General features: G+C 71.3%; 14 protein-coding genes and 1 pseudogene. 8 read left to right on the top strand and 7 right to left on the bottom strand.

Features of this window, described 5'->3' with window-relative positions; genetic code table 11:
• Positions 1 to 233 precede the first annotated feature (233 nt).
• The 5 genes and pseudogenes from VO99_RS03265 to VO99_RS03255 all read left to right on the top strand — a co-directional run bounded on the left by VO99_RS03265 (position 234) and on the right by VO99_RS03255 (position 4,122).
• Positions 234 to 1,163 (top strand): helix-turn-helix transcriptional regulator, encoded by a 930-nt coding sequence (locus VO99_RS03265; RefSeq protein ID WP_198156857.1) that lies wholly within the window; start codon positions 234 to 236, stop codon positions 1,161 to 1,163.
• Between the two features lie 196 nt (positions 1,164 to 1,359).
• Positions 1,360 to 2,016 (top strand): hypothetical protein, encoded by a 657-nt coding sequence (locus tag VO99_RS30745; RefSeq protein ID WP_198156856.1) that lies wholly within the window; start codon positions 1,360 to 1,362, stop codon positions 2,014 to 2,016.
• A 12-nt stretch (positions 2,017 to 2,028) separates the two neighbouring features.
• A pseudogene (locus tag VO99_RS31710) lies at positions 2,029 to 2,631 on the top strand (sigma 54-interacting transcriptional regulator); the annotation flags it as partial.
• Positions 2,611 to 2,847 (top strand): helix-turn-helix domain-containing protein, encoded by a 237-nt coding sequence (locus VO99_RS31705; protein WP_441294006.1) that lies wholly within the window; start codon positions 2,611 to 2,613, stop codon positions 2,845 to 2,847. The pseudogene VO99_RS31710 and the gene VO99_RS31705, both read left to right, overlap by 21 nt.
• Positions 2,848 to 3,006: 159 nt before the next feature.
• On the top strand, positions 3,007 to 4,122 hold the full coding sequence (locus tag VO99_RS03255; protein ID WP_046111365.1) for a low temperature requirement protein A: 1,116 nt from the start codon (positions 3,007 to 3,009) through the stop codon (positions 4,120 to 4,122).
• On the opposite strand, the gene VO99_RS03250 is transcribed toward VO99_RS03255, so the two are convergent.
• Together VO99_RS03250 and VO99_RS03245 are read right to left on the bottom strand one after the other, a co-directional pair.
• Entirely contained in the window at positions 4,094 to 5,803 is a 1,710-nt protein-coding gene (locus VO99_RS03250; protein ID WP_046111364.1) for an FAD-dependent oxidoreductase, read from the bottom strand. The genes VO99_RS03255 and VO99_RS03250 overlap by 29 nt on opposite strands.
• Before the next feature lie 9 nt (positions 5,804 to 5,812).
• Entirely contained in the window at positions 5,813 to 6,301 is a 489-nt protein-coding gene (locus VO99_RS03245; protein WP_046111538.1) for a MarR family winged helix-turn-helix transcriptional regulator, read from the bottom strand.
• 196 nt (positions 6,302 to 6,497) lie between these two features.
• Here VO99_RS03245 and VO99_RS03240 point away from each other — a divergent pair, with 196 nt between their 5' ends.
• Positions 6,498 to 7,349: a creatininase family protein gene (locus VO99_RS03240; RefSeq protein ID WP_046111537.1), complete on the top strand. Its 852-nt coding sequence runs from the start codon at positions 6,498 to 6,500 to the stop codon at positions 7,347 to 7,349.
• Between the two features lies 1 nt (position 7,350).
• Here the strand turns inward: VO99_RS03240 and ribA are convergent, their stop codons facing one another.
• Positions 7,351 to 8,457: a GTP cyclohydrolase II RibA gene (gene ribA / locus VO99_RS03235; RefSeq protein ID WP_046111363.1), complete on the bottom strand. Its 1,107-nt coding sequence runs from the start codon at positions 8,455 to 8,457 to the stop codon at positions 7,351 to 7,353.
• 250 nt (positions 8,458 to 8,707) lie between these two features.
• Here ribA and VO99_RS03230 point away from each other — a divergent pair, with 250 nt between their 5' ends.
• Positions 8,708 to 9,628 (top strand): RibD family protein, encoded by a 921-nt coding sequence (locus tag VO99_RS03230; RefSeq protein WP_198156855.1) that lies wholly within the window; start codon positions 8,708 to 8,710, stop codon positions 9,626 to 9,628.
• An 18-nt stretch (positions 9,629 to 9,646) separates the two neighbouring features.
• On the opposite strand, the gene VO99_RS03225 is transcribed toward VO99_RS03230, so the two are convergent.
• From VO99_RS03225 to VO99_RS03210, 4 genes are read right to left on the bottom strand one after another with little or no spacing between them, the layout of a single operon-like run.
• Positions 9,647 to 10,603: a hypothetical protein gene (locus VO99_RS03225; protein WP_046111362.1), complete on the bottom strand. Its 957-nt coding sequence runs from the start codon at positions 10,601 to 10,603 to the stop codon at positions 9,647 to 9,649.
• Positions 10,600 to 11,715: a glycosyltransferase family 4 protein gene (locus tag VO99_RS03220; RefSeq protein WP_046111361.1), complete on the bottom strand. Its 1,116-nt coding sequence runs from the start codon at positions 11,713 to 11,715 to the stop codon at positions 10,600 to 10,602. Before VO99_RS03220 ends, VO99_RS03225 begins: the two co-directional genes overlap by 4 nt.
• A gap of 10 nt (positions 11,716 to 11,725) precedes the next feature.
• Complete coding sequence (locus VO99_RS03215; RefSeq protein ID WP_046111360.1) at positions 11,726 to 12,151, bottom strand: 6-pyruvoyl trahydropterin synthase family protein; 426 nt, start codon at positions 12,149 to 12,151, stop codon at positions 11,726 to 11,728.
• 50 nt (positions 12,152 to 12,201) lie between these two features.
• On the bottom strand, positions 12,202 to 13,230 hold the full coding sequence (locus tag VO99_RS03210) for a zinc-dependent alcohol dehydrogenase (RefSeq protein WP_157039427.1): 1,029 nt from the start codon (positions 13,228 to 13,230) through the stop codon (positions 12,202 to 12,204).
• A 134-nt stretch (positions 13,231 to 13,364) separates the two neighbouring features.
• Between VO99_RS03210 and VO99_RS03205 the strand changes: the two genes are divergently transcribed.
• Entirely contained in the window at positions 13,365 to 14,159 is a 795-nt protein-coding gene (locus VO99_RS03205; RefSeq protein WP_052736060.1) for a CDP-alcohol phosphatidyltransferase family protein, read from the top strand.
• Position 14,160: the final 1 nt, after the last annotated feature.

The raw sequence follows: 14,160 nt of genomic DNA, 5'->3' as shown, positions 1-14,160 counted from the left end.
CGCGTGGCTGCCGAATGGCCGTCGCGCATGACGGCCCTCCGGCAGTGCAGCGTGCCGGCAGGCTCGTGCGCCACCGCACCTGTGCACCGCAACTCCTTGTCCGCCAAGCCAAATCGCCAGACCCGCGATGCCGCTTCACCGCCTTCGCACGCCGGCACGGGACATGCGCTTGTCGACCAGGGCCCGGCCGTCGCTTCGATGGCCGGCGCAGACCTGAAACCACGAGGATCGTGATGTTCGAAGAAGCCAGCATTGCAGGCGACAACGCATCGCAAGCCCACGCGAGCGCGCGATCACCCGGTCCGGCGATGCGCATCGCCTACCTCGGCGCCGCGGACCTCGGCGGCGCGCGCCTGCGCGACTCGGTCGACATCCTCGTGCCGACGGACACCGCCAACCTGTCCGCCACCTACCGGGTCGGACAGGGGCGTGACCGCACGACCTTCCTGCGCGCTCCGCTGGTGTCGGTCGTCCCGCCTGCACTGCCGCATACGCTGGCCGACCGGCCAGGGACCAACACGCTCGTCCTGAGCATCGCGGCGCCTTTCTTCCACCAGGTGGCGCGTGCGCTCGGGGGCGACGACACGGCACTCGTGGAGCCGCACGCGACCGCCGACCCCTTGATCCGCGAAGTGGGCGACGCCGCCGAACGCGATGTCCGCGCACGGCGTCTGCCGGATGCGCGCTACATGGAGTCGCTGGCCATGGTCCTCGCGGTGCACGTTGCCCGGAAGTACGCGGTCCTGAGAAGCACGACAGCCGCAGCCTTGGGCGGACTCGCGCCCCACAAGCTGCGCTGTGTCCACAACCACATCTGCGAGCATTTGGGCGAGACGATCCGGGTCGAACAGCTGGCCGCGGCGGTGCAGCTGAGCCCGTTTCACTTCGCGCGCATGTTCAAGCAGTCGACTGGCCAATCGCCCCACCTGTACGTCCTCATGCAACGCGTCGAGCGGGCGAAGGCGCTGCTGACCGGGACCGACACCGCGCTTATTGACGTGGCAGCCAACGTGGGCTTTCGCACCCAGGGCCACTTCACCGGCGTGTTCCACCGGTACGCCGGCTTCACGCCGCGGGCGTTCAGGCTCCAGGCGAGGGAGACGGTGGCCTGCGACGCGCCGATCGCCTGCGCCCTCGACCGGACAAAAGCGCCTGCTGGATGACCGCCGGCAGGGCGTCCAGGTTGAAGCGCCGGCTGCGCAGATGGCCGCCTCCTTAGGGCGGCAGTCCCTGTTTAGCGTACGCTCAGGGGGAGAACAGCAGCTTTTCGCATCCGAGGTCTTGTCGATCCCGGCGTTTCGCTCTACCCCCGCGAACGCACCAACCCGTGCGTCCCACGGGTGCCAGCATGGCATCTTCATGACCTCATCCTCCCCTGAAACCCGCAGGCTGCAGGACTGCTTCAACGGGCTGCTCAGCCTTGTTGCTGCGCCTGCCCTGTGGTCCGGCAAAGGGCCGGACTGGGTGATGCGCGAGGTGCTGGACATGCTCGCGCGCATGCTGAATCTCGACCTCGTCTATTCGCGCCTGGACGACGGATCGGGCGGCGCGATCCGGGAGCTGGCGCGCAGCGACCGCTATGCGGACGCGGACCGCCGCGTGCATGAGATCGGCGTGGCCGTCGAGCCTTGGCTGCGCACCCAGCAGGCCGCCGAGTGTCATGTCGTGCCGAATCCCTTCGGCGCGGGGGAACTCAACGTCACCTGCCTGTCGCTGGGTTTGAAGGAGGGCGGCGGGTTCGTGCTCGCCGGCTCCAGGCGTCCGGGCTTTCCTGCCGACACCGACCTGCTGCTGCTGCAGGTTGCCGTCAACCAGGCCGTGGTGGAGTTGCAGCGGGCGCAGGTGGTGGCGGCCAAGCAGCGCGCAGAGGCCGCGGAGGCCCACAGCACCTACCTGCGCCAGGAAAGCGAGCAGCACTGGGGCGAGATCATCGGCGCCAGCGCGCCGCTCGCGCAGGCGCTGAAGCTCGTCGAGGAGGTCGCGCCCACCAACGCCTGCGTTCTCATCCAGGGCTAGACCGGCACGGGCAAGGAGCTGATCGCACGTGCGATTCACCGCCTGAGCCACCGAAGCCAGCAGCCCTTCGTTCGGCTGGATTGCGCCGCCATTCCGGCCGGCCTGCTGGAAGCTGAAGTCTTCGGGCACGAAAGAGGCGCATTCACCGGCGCCGTCGCACGGCGCATCGGCCGCTTCGAGCTGGCTGATCGGGGCACGTTCTTCCTCGACGAAGTGGGCGAGATCCCGCTCGATCTGCAAGCCAAGCTCCTGCGCGTGCTGCAGGAACGTGAGTTCGAGCGGGTCGGCAGCAGCCGCACCCGGCGCATCGATGTGCGGCTGATCGCCGCGTCCAATCGCGACCTGGGGCAGATGGTCGAGGCCCGCACCTTCCGTGAGGACCTCTACTACCGCCTGAACGTCTTCCCCATCGAGATCCCCCCGCTGCGCGAGCGGGGCGAGGACATCCCGCTGCTGGCGCGGCATTTCCTGCAAGTGCATGCGCGCGCGAACAACCGCTCGATCACGGCGATGGAACCGGGAGGGCTCGCGGCCCTGTGCCGCTATGCGTGGCCGGGCAACGTCCGCGAGTTGTCGAACATCATCGAGCGCTGCGTGATCCTCACCCACGGCTCCACCTTGCACGTTCCCGCCGATGCGCTGAAGTCGCGCGGCGCGGTCCCGGCCGTGGACAACAGTCTGGCGGGCGCACAGCGACAGCACATCCTGCAAGTGCTCGAAGGATGCCATTGGGTGATCGCCGGACCGACTGGCGCGGCCGCCAGGCTCGGCATGAAGCGCAGTTCGCTCCAGTACAGGCTCCAGAAGCTGGGGATCGTGCGCCCCACGTGAATCGGCCTGCGTGCCGGAGCGTTCGTGCAGCGCGCCCGCGCGCCAATTCCTGCTGTTCATGGCACGCGCTTGCGGCGAACCTGGGGGCCGAACGTCGGACAAGCGCCAAGGAGGGCCTCGACACGCACACGGCCGGGCTCCCAAACCTACGATGGCTGCGTGAAAGACTTGCGATATTTCGACCAGCACCGGCACGCGACCTGGCTGGAGCTGTTCTTCGACCTGATCTTCGTCGTCGCCCTGCGCGACGTCGGCGAGATCCTTGCGGAAGCGCACGACGGCCACATCACGGCGCAGCAGTTCCTGCACTTCGTGCTGATGTTCCTGCCGGTGTGGTGGATCTGGGCGGGCCACACGATCTACGCCAATCGCTTCGACACCGACAGCCGCCAACACCGGCTGTCGACGCTGCTGATGATGTTTCTGCTGGTCGTCATTTCCGCGCAGGTGTCGGACGCCACCCAGGATGCCGGCACGTACACGCTGGCCGTCGCCTGCTACTGTGGCGCGCGGCTGATCGTGGCGGGGATGTACTTCGTCTCCAGGCGCAAGCACCACGACCGGGGCGGCATGGCGACGACGGTGGGCGCCGTGTTCGCCATCGGCGCGGCGATCAGCCTGTCTTCGGTCCTGCTCGATCCGCCCTGGAGCTACGGCGTCTTCTATGCCGGCATCCTGTTCGACATGGCGGCCCTGGTGGTGCTCGACCGCCGCCTGCATGCGGTGCCCGCGCACACGGCGCACCTGGTCGAGCGCGTCGGCCTGCTGACCATCATCATGCTCGGCGAATCGGTGATCAGCATTTCGGCGGCCCTGGCGGGCATCACCTGGAACCGCTTCAACGTCATCGCCGCCATCAGCGGATTCGTCATGGTGTCGGCGATCTGGTGGATCTACTACGACAGCTTCCACCTGCTCGAGCGACGCAAGTTGACGACGGGACACTCGATCCTCTACTCGCACTTCCTGCTGTTCGTCGGGCTGGCGATCCAGGCCTCGCTGATCCGGCATGCGATCCTGGGCGGGCTCGACGCGCATGACTTCCGTCTGCTCGCCGCCGTCGGCACCGTGCTGTTCTTCCTAGGCAAGCAATATGGCTACTACCAGGAGGTGCCGGAACTGCGGCCCTACCTGCTGACCAACACGATGGCGGTGTTCGCCCTGACTGCACTGGTTCTGGTGCTGCCGCTGGGGCTCGAGGGCATGCTGGTGGGCCTGACGGCGACGATGATCTGCTATGTGCTGCTCAACCTGCGCTACCGCCACCCGTCTTGAAGACCCTTGTGCAGTACGCCAACAAGGATGCCGGCTCTGCCGCCGGCGCACGGAACGCGATGTGCCCATCGGGCCGCACCAGCACCAGCGCAGGTGGCTGGCCGGCCAGGCCATAGGCCGCATGGGCCACGCCGTCCAGGTCGTTCAGCAGCACCGCCGCTTCGTCGCCCGCGGGCGTGGCCGCGCTCAGCACCAGGCGCGGTCGCACCCAGGGCCAGGCCTGCACGGCGCGGCAGGCCTGCTGCAGCACGGGCAACGCGGTGTCGTCACGACCATCGAAGGCCAGCAGCGCCCAGCCGCAGGTCCAGCCGTCGGGGTTGTACAAGTGGTCGAACAGGCGGGTGCTGCGGCCGTCGGCCGCGATCACCGGGGCGTCCGGTGCGCGCGCACCGGCCCTTACCGCATCGCTGCCCACCAGCTGGCGCAGGCCGTTGGTGAGCCGGTCTTCGCTCAGCGGACTGTCGGGGTAGGCCACTGCCAGCTGTTGCCAGTCGTCGGTGCCCTGGATCATCGTGCTGATGGTGGGCACTGCCTTGGCCGCCAGGCTCATGGCCGCATCGCTCAGGCGGCCGCGGTACACGCTGTTGTGGAAGCCGCGGCGCTGGCGCGCGTCCAGCGCCCGGTGCTCGCCGCCGCGTTCGGCGTCATAAGAGTCGAGCACGACGGGCTGCGCGCGACCCTGCAGCACCATGGCCAGCCGCCAGGCCGCGGCCACTGCATCGTGCAGTCCGGCATTCATGCCCTGGCCACCGTTGGGCAGGTTGCGGTGGCCTGCGTCGCCCGCCAGCAGCACGCGGCCCTGCGCATAGTGCGCCGCTACGCCATGCTGGAAGCGGCTGTGGGTGAGCCAGACGGGGTCGGTCAGCGTCAGCGTCTCGTCGCCGGTCACTTCACGCGCCAGGGCCTGCATCTCTTCCAGCGTGGGATCGCGCTCGGGCACGCCTTCGTCGTCGGCCAGGAAGAAGAGGCGGTGATGGCCGCCCCACACCGGCAGCACGCCGCAGAAGCCCTTGCGGTAGTAGAAGAACCAGAGCTTGTCGAAGTCGGTGGCACGTCGCCAGCTGAGCTTGGCGTCCACCTGGCGGTTCATCACATGCGGTAGCCGCTCGGGTTCGAAGTCCAGGCCGAGCTGGCGGCGCACCAGGCTGTCGCCGCCATCCGCCGCCACCAGGTAGCGGCAGTGCAAGGTCTGCGGCTGGCCCACCGTGCGCTCCTCGTCGTCGGGGTCGACCTCGGCCACGGTCAGCGTGACGCCGTCGTCGTCCTGCTCGAAGCCCACCAGCCGGCGCCCTCGCTCGACCGTCACCCCGCGGGCCTGCAGCTGCTCGGCCAGCGTCGTCTCGATCACGTCCTGGCCGCTGTACAGCACCTCCGGGAACGGGCTGTCCACGTCGGCGATGCGCACCGGGTCCACCGGCTCGCCCAGCACCAGCGTGTTCACTTCGCGGATCCGGTAGGCCTGTGCCGCCAGCGCGTTGCGCAGACCGATGGCATGCAGCAGCTCCTGCGGCCGGGCCCACAGGTTGTTGGCGCGCGAGTGGGGCAGCACCTGGCGCCGCTGCTCGAGCAGGCGCACCTGCACGCCGTGGTGCGCCAGCGCGAAGGCTGTCGACAGCCCGACGGGGCCACCGCCGACGACGATCACGTCGGCATCCCAGGATGTATCGGCAACAGCATTCATGACAAAGGCTCAGGGAGTGGAGGAATCGGGGTCGTCGGCGTCGGCGGCGCTGACCAGGCCCTGCTGCAGCAAGGCGTTGAGTTCACGCAGCACCGCAGTGGCAGCGGCAACACGTCTCACGCCGATGCGCTCGACCAGCTGCCGGCTCATCGGGGCTTCGGCCGCCTCGGCCGCGGCGAGGGCCTGGCTGCCTTGTTCCGTGAGCACCACCAGCGGCGCGCGGCGGTGCTGCGGGTTGGGTTGCAGTTCAACGAAGCCCCGCTCGGCCAGCACGTGCACCACCCGCTGCACCGCCTGGCGCGTCAAGCCCATCGCGCGGGCAATGTGGGCCACCGGCAGCGGCACGGGTGCATATCCCAGTGCGGCCAGCACCTGCCATAGCGCGGAAGTGAGGCCCACGTCGCGCACCAGGCCGTTACCGGTGTCGATCAACAGGCCGTTGGCCTGGAAGACCTCGATCACCAGGTCTCGCAGGGGATTGGTGGGGGCGGAGCGCATGGCCGACATGTTCCCTAAATTGACAACATGTTGTCAGTAGGACAAAGCCGATAGTGGCGTCAAGCGGTGCTGCGGCCCGACGGCGTGGAAGAGCAGGGAAATGCATCCAACGGCACTGCAGCCGCTGGACGGGCGCGCCGCCCAGGAACGACACTCCGGCCGGCCTCTACGATCCCTGCACCACGAGCACATGGCGATGAACCAGCCTGCCAGACCTTTGCCACCCGGCGACTGCCTGCCCAGCGGCTATTGGCAAGAGCTGGCGACCACCGACTTCGCCCGCGTCGATCCCGCGCGCACGATAGCGCTGCTGCCGGTGGCGGCGATCGAACAGCATGGCCCGCACCTGCCATTGGCCACCGACGCGCTCATCAACGAGGGCGTGGTGAGCGAAGCACTGCGCCGCCTTCCGGCCACGGCTTCGGTGCTGGTGCTGCCGGCACTGACCATCGGCGACAGCCTGGAGCACACCGCCTTCCCGGGCACCCTCAGCGCCGAACTGGATGACCTGCTCGGCCTGTGGCTGGCCGTGGGCCGCTGCGTGGCGCGGGCCGGCGTGAACAAGCTGGTGATCTTCAACAGCCATGGCGGGCAGCGTGCGCACGTGGACCTGGCGGCGCTGCGGCTGCGGGTGGCGCATGGCCTGCTGGTGGTGCGGGCCCACAGCTTCTCCTTCGGCGTGCCGGCCGTGCCGCCGGGCCTGTTCAGCGCGGACGAACTCGCACACGGCCTGCATGGTGGTGCGGTCGAGACCTCCCTGGTCATGCACCTGCGGCCCGACCTGGTGCGCATGGACCGGCTGGCGCGTTTCCCCAGCCTGGGCAGTGTGCTGGCGCAGCGTGGTGGCTTGCTGGGGGTCGAGAAGCCGGTGGGCATCGGCTGGATGACGCAGGACATCAACCGCGATGGCGTGTGCGGCGACGCCACGGCAGCCACGCCGGAAAAAGGCGCACTGCTGCTGCAGCACATGGCCGGCCGGCTGGTACAGCTGCTGGCCGAGGTCGAGACCATGGACCCGCCCGCAGCCAGCGCGGGCCCTGTGGCCTGACTCAGTCGTCGCCCAGGTGACCGGCCTGCTGCTTGGTCCGCATGTAGCGTTCGTTGTGGCTGTTCATCGGCGCCGGCAACGGCAGGCGGTCGACCACCTCGATGCCGTGGCAGCGCAGCGCCTCGATCTTCTGCGGGTTGTTGGTCAGCAGCTGGATGCGCGGGTGGCCCAGGGCCTTCAACATCACGGCCGCTGCGGCGAAGTCGCGTTCGTCCTCGCGGAATCCCAGGTGACGGTCGGCCTGCAGCGTGTCCAGCCCGGCGTCCTGCAGCCGGTAGGCCCGCAACTTGTTGGCCAGGCCCAGGCCCCGGCCTTCCTGGGCCAGGTAGAGCAGCACGCCGCCCGTCCCGGCCAGCTGCGCCACGGCGCGCTGCAGCTGCGGGCCGCAGTCGCAACGCAGGCTGCCCAGCAGGTCGCCGGTGAGACAGGCCGAGTGCAGGCGCACCGGCACGGGCACACCGACCGGTGGTTGGCCGACGACGATCGCCACGTGCTCGACATCCGCATCGATATCGCGGAACAGCACCAGCGTGCAGTCTTCTTCTGCCGCCAGCGGCACATGGGCGTCGCTGACGCGTCTCAGCCGGGGGGCTTGGCCCGGCAGTGCCCGTCCGACGTCGGCCGGGTCGAAATGCAGCACCTGCGCGGCGGCCAGCGACGCCGGGGCAGGGCTTGGCAGGGCGACCAGCAGCAAGGCTGGCAGCAGCCGCGCACTCTTGCACAGGCTCAGGGCCGCCAGGGCGGCGGGTTCGGCGGCATGCAGCGGCTGCGGCTGGCGCAGCAGGTCGGAGTCGACAGTGCCGGCGCACACGGCCGCCAGCCGCTGCAGCGGCTGCAGGCCCACGCCGGGCGGCTGCACCCAGGCCTGGATGACCGGTTCGGCCGTTCCGCCAAACACGGCCAAGGCCTGCAGACGTTCTGCGCTCAGCACCAGTTGCAGCGGGGCCCCGGCCTGCTGCAGGCTGTGCAGCAGCGCTTCGTCGAGCGTCTCGACAGCGGCGGCAAGCAGGTGGCCCGACCCACTGGACAGCGCCAGCGGGCGCCCGTGGCGCAACTCGCCGCAGGCCCGCAGGACACGGATCGCGGCAGCTTCGCGCTCGTGATCCATGGGGGCTGGAGCAGGGGTGGTCTGGCGTGCGGCCGCCGTGCGTGCTGGCAATGTCGAGCCTGGGGTCATCGTGGGCACCTTAGCAAGTCGGGAGCATCCGCGCAGGCGTCAGGCGATCCGCGCGCTGCGATGATGCGGTACCCGCGTGTTGGATCCGGTTGCTGCGGCGGCCGTCACTGTGGATGACGAGTTGAACGTCCCTGCGAATCTCAGGTTGGACGCCAGTGCGGATGGCGAGCCAGGCGCCGCCGTGCCGGCCACATGGGCGGCGCTGTGGGAGGAGCTGCTCGAAGCGCGCGCAGCCCCCTCCGGCCGCGCTGCGGCTGCGTGTCTGGCGCGGCCCCGCAGCGCCGAGCAGGCCGCCTGGCTGGCGCTGTACCGGCCCTTGCTGGAGGCCCGCCATGCGCCGGCTCGGGCCGACGGCCTGCCTTGGGCCCTGGCGCAGCTGGGGCAAAGCCTGGACGGCTGCGTGGCGACGGCCAGCGGCGACTCGTACTTCGTCACCGGCGCAGCGAGCCTGTTGCACCTGCACCGGCTGCGGGCCTTGTGCGATGCGGTGCTGGTGGGTGCCGGAACGGTGGCTGCCGACGACCCGCAGCTCACCACCCGGCGCGTGCCCGGGCCGAACCCTGTGCGGGTGGTGTTCGACCCGGCGGCTTCGCTCGATGGCCGAGCGCGCTTGCTGCACGACGGCCTCACGCCCGTGCTGTGGCTGTGTGACAGCCGCCATGCCGAGAGCGCCCGCGCCCGCCTGCACGGCGCGGGGGACGCCGGGGCCGCCGGAGATACCCACCCCGCCGCGCCGCGCAGTTCGCAGGTGCTGCCGGTGGACGGTCTGCTCGATGCCGACGGTCCCGCCCGGGGCCCCGATCTGGCGCGGGCGTTCCGGGCGCTGGCCAGGCGGGGCTTGCGCGTCCTGCTGGTCGAAGGTGGCGGCGTCACCGTGTCACGCTGCCTGCAGGCCGGCTTGCTGGACCGTCTGCACCTGGTGATCGCGCCGGTGATCATCGGCACGGGCCGGCGCGGGCTGCAGCTGCCCAGCCCGGCGCGCATGGCCGACTGCCTGCGGCCCGTCGCGCGACGGCTGCCGCTGGGCGACGACATGCTCTGGGACCTGTCGCTGCGCCCCGCCGATGCAGGCATGACGGCCGGCGCGCAGACGCCGGCCTGAGCCGGCAGGAGCCGGCGCTCATCGCGGCGGCAGCGCCAGCACGTCCAGGTGGCCCACCTGCAGCACGCTGCGTGGGGCCAGCGCATGGCGCCGCTGCTGCCAGCGCCTGATGCGGGCCGACGCGGCGGGCGCCTGTTCCAGCGCGGCGGCGCCCAGGCCATCGACCATCGCCTGCTGCATCGCCAATGCTGCGCCGCCCTCGCGTCCATCCAGCCGCCAGTCGCTGCGCGCGCTGTGGACCTGGTAGCCGCCAACCCGCAGTGCCTCGACCAGCGCCGGTGCCGCGGCGGCACCCAGCGCTGGGCCGCCGAAACCCTTGTCGCGATGCTGGTGGGCGGCGAACAAGGCCGCAACGGCGGCGTCGTCCGGGTCGGCAGGTGACCAGGCATGCCGACCGTCGACGCTGAGCGCCATCAGCAGCGCCACCCGGGCCTCGGTCGCGGCCGCCACCAGCTGCTGCAGCCAGGCGGCGCTGACCAGGTCGAGCAGCGCCGAGGCGGTGACCAGCATGGCCGCCCGCCAGGGCAGGTCGGCCAGGGACTGGGCGAGGTCCAGCCGCTGCCGGACCACCGCGGCCTGGAAGCCGTCGCCCGTCAGCTGCAGGATCCGGCCCTGGAAATCGCCCATGCCGTCGGGCGCCGGGCCCTCGCCGTACGCGACCTCCACCGCGTGTGGCTCGGTGCGCCGGCCGGCCAGGGCCTGCGGCCAGTGCTGCAGCAGGGCGGCATCGTGGTCCACCACCAGCCATTGCTGGCTGCCGCCGATCATGGGCGCCAGCCAGCGCAGGTTCGAGCCCGTGCCGCAGGCCAGGTCGATGATCCGGAATGCTGCGCCGCCAGGCGGCCGGCGGCCGGCCAGCCGGGCCTGCAGCTGCAGCCGCGGTGCAGCGGCACGGCGGGCCAGGGCGTCGAAGGGCTCGCGCTGCTGCAACCAGCTGGCGCTGAAACCGGCGTCGGGCGCAGGCCGGCGGCTCACGGCGGAAAGGCCATCACGGCCGCCAGCACGGCCCCGACGCGCTTAGCCTGCGTCGGCCAGCTGGGCAAGCGGGCGCCGGCTTCACGCGCGCCAGCGGCCAGGCGCTGGCGCAACGCGGTATCGCAGATCAGCGCCTGGAGCGCAGCCCGCAGCGCCGGCACATCGCCCGCCGGCACGCACCAGCCGGCCTGCGGCGGCACGGTCTGCGCCAGGGCGCCGGCGTCGCTGGCCAGCACCGGCCGGCCCGCTGCCAGCGCTTCGGCCACGGCCATGCCGTAGCCTTCGTGCAGCGAGGCCAGCACCACCAGGTCCGCTGCCGAATAGTGGCCGTGCAGCGCGGCGTCGTCGACCTCGCCGTGCCAGGTCACGCGCCCGGCCAGCGGCGGCTCGGACGTCAGCGCCTGCAATTGCGCTGCGGTGGTCGGGTCGCGCGTCAGGCTGCCCACGCAGTGCAGTTCCCAGCGCAGCTCCGGCAGCCCAGCCAGGGCCTGCAGGAGCAGCGCATGCCCCTTGCGAGGCGTGAGGGTGGCCACGCACAACAGGCGCGCACCGTGCGCGGTGGCGGCGGCAGTGGCCCGTGCCCCGGCTGGCGGCGAAGGCCCGCGACGGGCTGCCACGCTCGTCGATGCCGCATCGATGCCCGGTTCGACGACCGCGATGCAAGGCGGGGGCACGCCCATCGCCACGACATCACGCGCGGTGCGCGGGCTGGTGACGATGACCTGGCGCGCGAACGACAGCGCCCGGGTCTCCTGCGCCAGCAGGCGCTCGCGTAGCGCCGGCGGCAGGCCGGTCTCCAGGTGCAGCGGATGGTGGACCAACGCCACCCAGCGCAGTCGTGCAGCGTGCGCCGCGACCACGCTGCCCAGCACGCCGAAGGCCAGGCCGTCGGCCAGCACCAGCGTGCCGTCGGCGAGGTCGGCCACGGTGGCCGCCGCGTGCGCCAGCGTGGCGCGGTCGGGCTCGGGCCAGGGGCCGTCGAGCCGGCGCACGTCGACCGCCCAGCCCGCGGCGATCAGCGCTTCGGCCAGCCGGCGGTCGTAGCGGAAGCCACCGGTGGGGGTGTGCCAGTCGCCGGGAACGAGAAAGGTGAACGCGCGGACCGGCGCCATCGCGACCGGCTCAGGCCGCCGGCAGGGCGCCTTCGTAGGCAGCCCAGGCCACGTGCGATTCATTCAGGGTGACGCGCATCCCCGTCAGGCCGCCATCGCCGGCGCCGGGCAGCGCATGCGGGCCGAGGGCGCCAGCGGCAATGCGCGCGGCGATGCGGTCGAAGATCGCACGCGCGAGGAATTCCGTGGTGGTGTTGCGGCCGGCGAACTCGGGCAGTTCGTCCAGGTTGCGGAAGTTCAACCGCGCCAGTTCTTCGCGCAGCACCTGCGTCGCCAGGCCAATGTCGACGACGACGCCGTCGACATCCAGCGTGTCGCGCTGCAGTTGCAGGTCGACGACGTACGTCGCGCCGTGCAGGCGCTGCGCCGGCCCGAAGACTTCGCCCTGGAAGCTGTGGGCGATCATGAAATGGTCTCTGACGTTGACGGCGTACATCGTGGTGGTGGCTGGGGCTGGTGTGGTGGGGCCGGGATCGGCAGCGGGGGTCAGGCACCCGGGGGGTAGTCGATGCGGTGGCACAGGGTGCCGAGGCCGTGCATGGCCTCGTCCATCCGGGCCAGCGCATTCATCACGCGGGGCAGTTCGGCATACGGCGAGACATGGGTGATCAGGCGGTCCAGCACCGGCGCGTCCAGCATCGACAAGGCCAGCGCCAGACGCTGCCGGTGGCTCCAGCGCGCGCGCTGCGGGGCGGCCACGCTGCCCACCTGCGAACTCTTCAGCACCAGGCGCCGCGCGTGAAAGGCCTCGCCCAGCGTCAGCGCCACAGGGCGGCTGCCGTACCAGCTGAGCTCCAGCACCGTGGCCTCGAAACCGGCCAGCCGCAACGCCGTGCCCAGGCCGGCCGCGGTTCCGCTGGTGTGCACCACGAGGTCGGCCTCGGGGGCGGCATCGTCAGGCAGCGCAAAGCCGGCGCCCAGGGCTGCGGCCAGGTCCGAACGGCCCGACAGGGTGTCGACCACCTCCACGCGACAGCCCGGCACCCGCGCAGCCAGCCAGGCCACCAGCAGGCCGAGCGTGCCGCCGCCGACCACCGCGACCCGGTCGCCCATCCGCGGTGGAGCGTCCCACAGCGCATTGATCGCCGTCTCCAGCAGCGCGGCCAGCACGGCGCGGCCCGCGGGCACGCCTGGTGGCAGCGGCAGCAAGGCGTGTGCAGGCACCTGGAACAGCGTCTGGTGCGGATGCAGGCAGAAGACCTCGCGCCCCAGCAGTTCGGCGGGGCCGGCTTCGACCCGGCCGACGTTGATGTAGCCGTACTTCACCGGCCCGGGCAGCTCGCCGGCCTGGAAAGGTGCGCGCATGCGGGCGTACTCGCTGGCGGGCACCTCGCCCCGCAGCACCAGGCCTTCGGTGCCCCGGCTGATGGCGCTGTGCAGGGTGCGCACGCGGGCCTCGCCGTCGCCCAGCGGTGGCAGGTGCTCGGGCAGCAGCTCGGCCCGGCCGGGGGCGATGATCCAGCAGGCGCTGGCGGCCGCATCCGCCTGAACGGCGGTGGCAGAGAGGGTGGCCACGGTGGAAGGCGGGGTGTTCAAGGCGTTGCAGGTCGTCGATCCGGCGCGGCCGGCTGCACCTCGGCAAGCCCCGCAACCTGCTCGGATGCCTGCTCGCCGTACGTTGTCTCGTGCACGATGGTACGTTCCACCCCATGGACGTGCAGTGCCCCCCGTTTTCGCCGCCCGGTCTGCTGGCGCGCAGCCTGTGGCGCGCCGTGGTGTGGGTCGCTTCGGTCGGGGTGCTGCTGGCCACCGGTCTGGCGTGGCTGGCCAGGCTGGGGCTGGGATCTGCTCTCCTTTCCTGGGGCCTGGCCCTGCTGTGGTTCGGCGCTGGTGTCCTGCTCGTGCGCCACGGCCTGCGCACGGGCGCGCATCCGTATGCCCGGTTCGGGGCCGCCAACGGCGTGACCTTGTTGCGCCTGGCGCTGGCCAGCGTGCTCGTCGGCCTGATCGGCCAGGCGGATTGGGCCCCGCCCTGGGCTTCGCCCGGCACCGCGGCCCTGGCCTGGGCGGCGGTGGTGTTGGCCACCGTCACCGCCCTGCTGGACGCGTTGGACGGCGTGCTGGCCCGGCGCAGCGGCCTGGCCAGCGCTTTCGGGGCCCGCTTCGACATGGAAGCCGACGCCGCCTTCATCCTGGTGCTGTGCGCCGGGGTCTGGCTGGCCGGGCAGGCCGGGCCCTGGGTGCTGGCCGCCGGCCTGATGCGTTATGCCTTCGTTGCGGCGGCCGGCGTCTGGCCCTGGTTGGCCGCACCGCTGGCTCCCAGCCGGCGCCGGCAGACGGTGTGCGTGGTGCAGATCACCGGCCTCATCGTCTGCCTGGTGCCGATCGTCACACCCGCGGTTGCCTCGGCGGTGGCGGCCTGCAGCCTGGGGCTGCTTGGCCTGTCCTTCGCCATCGACATCCGCACCCTGGCGCGCAAGCGCTCCTCAACCCGCGAGCCCTGAC

The organism is Aquincola tertiaricarbonis (assembly GCF_000969605.1).
GTDB lineage: Bacteria > Pseudomonadota > Gammaproteobacteria > Burkholderiales > Burkholderiaceae_C > Aquincola > Aquincola tertiaricarbonis.
Note: the sequence above shows the minus strand (reverse complement) of the source record. Positions and strands in the feature narration are given on the sequence as shown.

Excerpts from the sequence above, each read along its gene's own strand:
- VO99_RS03265 (WP_198156857.1), top strand. The coding sequence starts at position 234 with ATGTTCGAAGAAGCCAGCATTGCAGGCGACAACGCATCGCAAGCCCAC.
- VO99_RS30745 (WP_198156856.1), top strand. The coding sequence starts at position 1,360 with ATGACCTCATCCTCCCCTGAAACCCGCAGGCTGCAGGACTGCTTCAAC.
- VO99_RS03250 (WP_046111364.1), bottom strand. The coding sequence starts at position 5,803 with ATGAATGCTGTTGCCGATACATCCTGGGATGCCGACGTGATCGTCGTC.
- VO99_RS03245 (WP_046111538.1), bottom strand. The coding sequence starts at position 6,301 with ATGCGCTCCGCCCCCACCAATCCCCTGCGAGACCTGGTGATCGAGGTC.
- VO99_RS03240 (WP_046111537.1), top strand. The coding sequence starts at position 6,498 with ATGAACCAGCCTGCCAGACCTTTGCCACCCGGCGACTGCCTGCCCAGC.
- ribA (WP_046111363.1), bottom strand. The coding sequence starts at position 8,457 with ATGGATCACGAGCGCGAAGCTGCCGCGATCCGTGTCCTGCGGGCCTGC.
- VO99_RS03220 (WP_046111361.1), bottom strand. The coding sequence starts at position 11,715 with ATGGCGCCGGTCCGCGCGTTCACCTTTCTCGTTCCCGGCGACTGGCAC.
- VO99_RS03215 (WP_046111360.1), bottom strand. The coding sequence starts at position 12,151 with ATGTACGCCGTCAACGTCAGAGACCATTTCATGATCGCCCACAGCTTC.
- VO99_RS03205 (WP_052736060.1), top strand. The coding sequence starts at position 13,365 with ATGGACGTGCAGTGCCCCCCGTTTTCGCCGCCCGGTCTGCTGGCGCGC.